Genomic DNA, 4134 nt, shown 5'->3' with positions numbered 1-4134 from the left:
GGATGGTCATGGAATCCCCACCTACAGTCTTGAGTGTCGCTCACTGCAAGGAATACAAATGAATGGGTTCCCTTCAACCCCTGCGCCAAAGCACGTCACCCTGCTGGGTTATGGCGGTCTGTTGCCGTTTATTGTTCTGGCACTGCTGATTCCGTTCTCTCTCGACTATCGGACGCTGTTTGCGATTGCGCTTGTTAACTATGGAGCAGTCATCCTGAGCTTCGTCGGAGCCTTGCACTGGGGTTTCGCCATGACCATGCGAGATATGAGTGCCAAGCAGCGCAGCGACCGGTTCATCTGGAGTGTTATACCTGCACTTATCGCTTGGATCGCCACGTTACTGCCAATGCCCTTGGGCTGCTTGCTGTTGGTCATAGGCTTAGTCGTCCACCTCCGGCAGGACAGGAAGCTCTTGCGGGTTATAAGCTTGCCCGCTTGGTACATGCCGATGCGATTACGGCTTACCCTCGTGGCGAGCGTCTGCTTGCTGCTTGCGGCGCTCGTTGAGGCGCTTCCTTCATGAAGCCTCGTGTGCCCGGCCAGGATTTCCTCACCTTTAAAATAGCCTCGGTCAGCCACCACCGACCAAGTAACCGATGCGATGGCCTCGCGTGCCTGCTTAGCCATTGAGCTGATCGCGGTCGGAACCGATATTGGTCACCTCATGAGCAACGATCAAATGGCGCTGGGTATCGACGGCTGTCTGCACGATACCGGCGGTGATAATGTTGGAAGCAGCACCCAACCAACACTAACATCTCACCCGCCACAACTGATCCAAGCGCGTCGTATAGCCTCAAACGCTGGATAGCGCTAAGGCGCTATCTCGATGACGGTGCTGTGCCCATCGATACAATTGGTGCGAGAATCAAATTCGGCCGTGGGCTCTTGGGCGCTCGAATTGGTTGTTCGCAGGTTCGCTACGCAGTGGTAAACGTGCCGCAGCGATCATGAGTTTGATCCAGTCTGCGCGGCTCAATGGGCATGATCCGTATGCTTACTTGAAGGATGTTCTTACACGCCTGCCTACGCAGCGGGCGAGCGAGATTACTGAGCTTCTGCCGCATAAGTGGACGTCCATCTAATTGCTAAACGTATTACTGAACATCTTCTTCTTTTGCCAAGTAGAGTAATGCAATGGAACGCGAAAAAATCGATGCCGCATTAAAGGAACATGTCATCCCGATCCTTCGTAGCATGGGGTTCAAGGGATCGCCTCCCCATTTTCGCCGCAATACAGGACAACAAATTGATCTGATCACGTTTCAATTTGATAGGCATGGAGGGGGATTCGTCATTGAGGTAGCTGTTAGCCCCGCAGAGGGAGTGACTATGTCTTGGGGTGAACAGATCCCGCCGGCAAAGGTGGTCGCGGCACACCTGCATCCGAATAAGCGTATTCGTTTAGGGGCGGTTATGGGAGGCGATCACTGGTTCAGATATGACAATAAAGGCAACAGTGCTACTCGGTTCGCAGATACGGCCCGCGAGGTTCAACCTTACCTGCGCGGCCAAGCATCTGACCACTGGGCCAAAGGTCCTCTCCCGGACACCAAAAGCCCGTAAATGCTCCACCGCAACTGTCAACAAGGGCGCCTTGCTCGCGCCATCGGCCTAAGATGATTCCGTCAAGACGTGTCTACCGGACGTTACCGTTTAGTTTACATCCGAAACACCGAGACTGAATTTTTGAGCCGAAGACCTACCAAACTTCCTGATTGCCTTGGTCAGCACAGTAGCTGTAACTTTGATCTTCGTCAGCGAGGATATATTTTTGAACGACTCTGAACATCTGAAAAGACTGTGCTCCCGTTTCAACTCTGGAGAGCATCTGAGGTTTACGTTTTTCTGGGGGCACCAGCGCAGCAAAACTGTCGTCACGGCTTCGTGCTTCAGCCAATGGTTCGAGGCCGGGTTCATTATCGAGGGGCAATATTACCCGACGGCCGAACACTTCATGATGGCCGAGAAAGCGGCCTTGTTCGACGATCAGGAAAATCGTGCGCAGGTGCTCCGCGCTCCTACTCCTAATGCTGCCAAAGCACTTGGTCGAAAGGTTCGCGGATTTAATGATAAGGTTTGGCTGCAACACCGATACGACATTGTTGTTCGAGCGAACCAGGCCAAGTTCTCTCAGAATCCGCAGTTAAACGAATATCTTCTACAAACCGGTTCGCGCGTTATTGTCGAAGCCAGCCCCGTTGATAACGTCTGGGGTATAGGGCTCGCACAGGACAGCGCGGATGCCAACAATCCAAATCTGTGGAAAGGTTTGAATCTGTTGGGGTTTGCGCTGATGCAGGTGCGGGACGGGACGAGTATCCCAGCCCCAAGGTAGTGACCTGACCTTACTCGCGGAAAATGCAGAAGCCTTGGCGAACGCCAGGGCGTGTTGCATGTGGCCTTATTAAGATCGCGCGTCAGTCAACAAAAGCTGATTCACTCGAATTTACGTGGATACCTTCGAGCGTCTGCTTCTGGCCCAGAGTGTGTAAAAACGCATATGGACTCGCGGTGACGGTTACGCATCCGGTTCGAAGACACCTGCATCCACGAGCATCTCACTAACGCCTCTGGCCATACCGTTTCTCCAGTAGATCTCAGCTTGGGAGCGGACCACCAGTGATGATCTGCCATGACCTGAGTCTCCTGTAAGGTCCATTCGGAGCTAGAAAGGATCTGGCTTTCCGCGTGCACAACGAAATACTGCTCAACTGCGAATACCGTCTCGCCGCTGGGCAGGAGCATTGAAAACCTCCGATCTGCCACAGGCCCTACAACTGTGTTGACCTGAATACCGGTCTCCTCACGCAGTTCACGTATTGCAGCGGCGTGGAATGTTTCTCCGTCTTGAGTCGGGGCAAACACCAATTTCCGGACCTGGGAAAGCGTCACTCCCTGGTGCAGATTACATTACGTATGATCCATCATCGTGATCTGTGATCGTCTGGGACGCCAAGTATCGTGCTCCTGGCGCAAGCTATCCGACGTCCTTGCCAGATTCAAAGTTACAGACCTGGCAGTAAGAGATCATAAACTCTGTTAAAAATATGCCGGAGGGATCGGCCAAAGCAGCCGCAGAGAGTGCGCTTAAGGCTGACAGGGTCGAAGGCCGAATATTCAAATGGCCACAATAGGATTGAGGTGTTTAAGATGAAGGAATGGTCATCGCTGTGCAAGTCAAAGGTTGGGGACGCCGTTGATGTACGGGAGCAATGCGTTATCGCTATGGACGACGGTGCATACAAAATTTCAGACGATCAGTATTTTTTAGCTGACGCTTTTTCTGATGAGGGAGAGGAAAAATTTCGTTTGCTATCCCTCTATTGGGCCTGCAGTGAGCCTGCATTTAGAAGAGCCTACTACAGGGATGTTGAAAATGATGACATGGCCGTATGCCGGCCGCCGCCTGAATTGCTTCCGGTTGGGACGGGGGCGACCTATAGTCAGATTAAAAATGCTCTTAGCTCTCTTGGTTCTGACAAGTTTATGGAATACGCCTCTTATCGTGTTATGTCTGATGGTGCATTTGTTCATAAGGGCTTAGAAAGTTCATTGGCTGTTTATTATTTTCGCTTGCTTGATATTGTGGATGACGAGCTGCCTTACGCGATACTGTGGAAGCTTTCTAGTCTGTGATTTAATAAGAAGCAACGTCCTATTGCCGGGTTGAAGCGGTGCAAAAGCAACTACTAATGCTCCAAATACACCCAGGTTCATTACGGACTCTGCCGGTAATACTATTGGTTTAGATTATATCAAGGGACTCAGGGAAACGAATGTGATCGTCACGGGAACGCGTGGTGGTGTTCAGTATCCGTTGCAAGGGCAAACTCCCGATTCTTATGCGAATCTTGGAAATCGGCATGTTGTTGTCTACGGTCCTGAGGGGCGTGCACTATATGACGTGTCTAGCTCTCGGATTAAGGTGGTCGAATGGAACCAAGCTCCGAATGAAACATATTTCCCCAAGAAGGGAAGTGATACAAAAGTTTTTGAGGGAAATGTCCCTTAGTCGGTTCTTGATAGCTTGGGGTTGAAATGATGAAAGTTTATCAGGGTAATATTTCTAAAGAGTCGTTGAGTTTGTTTGTTTCAGATATAGGCTCCCGAAATTTTTTTTCATATGTAGGG

4 protein-coding genes and 3 pseudogenes are annotated in these 4134 nt (G+C 51.1%); 5 read left to right on the top strand and 2 right to left on the bottom strand.

Annotated features, from left to right (window positions below; all coding sequences use genetic code 11):
* Positions 1-58: 58 nt before the first annotated feature.
* Entirely contained in the window at positions 59-523 is a 465-nt protein-coding gene (locus tag YA0848_RS35580) for a DUF3429 domain-containing protein (protein ID WP_034138169.1), read from the top strand.
* An 8-nt stretch (positions 524-531) separates the two neighbouring features.
* Here the strand turns inward: YA0848_RS35580 and YA0848_RS35575 are convergent.
* Positions 532-709: pseudogene (locus tag YA0848_RS35575) on the bottom strand (IS5/IS1182 family transposase); the annotation flags it as partial.
* A gap of 77 nt (positions 710-786) precedes the next feature.
* Between YA0848_RS35575 and YA0848_RS35570 the strand changes: the two are divergent.
* From YA0848_RS35570 to YA0848_RS35560, 3 genes and pseudogenes are all read left to right on the top strand, one after another.
* Positions 787-1085 (top strand): annotated as a pseudogene (locus tag YA0848_RS35570) (transposase domain-containing protein); the annotation flags it as partial.
* A 52-nt stretch (positions 1086-1137) separates the two neighbouring features.
* Positions 1138-1566 (top strand): DUF4304 domain-containing protein, encoded by a 429-nt coding sequence (locus YA0848_RS35565; RefSeq protein WP_080758734.1) that lies wholly within the window; start codon positions 1138-1140, stop codon positions 1564-1566.
* Positions 1567-1774: 208 nt separating this feature from the next.
* The gene (locus YA0848_RS35560) at positions 1775-2338 is read left to right on the top strand and encodes an NADAR family protein (RefSeq protein WP_169902528.1); all 564 of its coding nucleotides are present in this window, start codon (positions 1775-1777) and stop codon (positions 2336-2338) included.
* A gap of 183 nt (positions 2339-2521) precedes the next feature.
* Here the strand turns inward: YA0848_RS35560 and YA0848_RS35555 are convergent.
* Positions 2522-2853, bottom strand: a pseudogene (locus tag YA0848_RS35555) (NUDIX domain-containing protein); the annotation flags it as partial.
* Between the two features lie 300 nt (positions 2854-3153).
* Between YA0848_RS35555 and YA0848_RS35550 the strand changes: the two are divergent.
* A complete protein-coding gene (locus YA0848_RS35550; RefSeq protein WP_184336451.1) occupies positions 3154-3639 on the top strand; it encodes a hypothetical protein in 486 nt (161 codons plus the stop codon).
* The last annotated feature ends 495 nt before the right edge of the window (positions 3640-4134 follow it).

Source organism: Pseudomonas sp. S4_EA_1b (genome assembly GCF_016307435.1).
GTDB classification, from domain to species: domain Bacteria; phylum Pseudomonadota; class Gammaproteobacteria; order Pseudomonadales; family Pseudomonadaceae; genus Aquipseudomonas; species Aquipseudomonas rhodesiae.
Note: the sequence above shows the minus strand (reverse complement) of the source record. Positions and strands in the feature narration are given on the sequence as shown.

Bases quoted from the DNA above. Each gene is read 5' to 3' on its own strand.
- YA0848_RS35550 (WP_184336451.1), top strand. From the start codon at position 3,154: ATGAAGGAATGGTCATCGCTGTGCAAGTCAAAGGTTGGGGACGCCGTT.
- YA0848_RS35580 (WP_034138169.1), top strand. From the start codon at position 59: ATGAATGGGTTCCCTTCAACCCCTGCGCCAAAGCACGTCACCCTGCTG.
- YA0848_RS35565 (WP_080758734.1), top strand. From the start codon at position 1,138: ATGGAACGCGAAAAAATCGATGCCGCATTAAAGGAACATGTCATCCCG.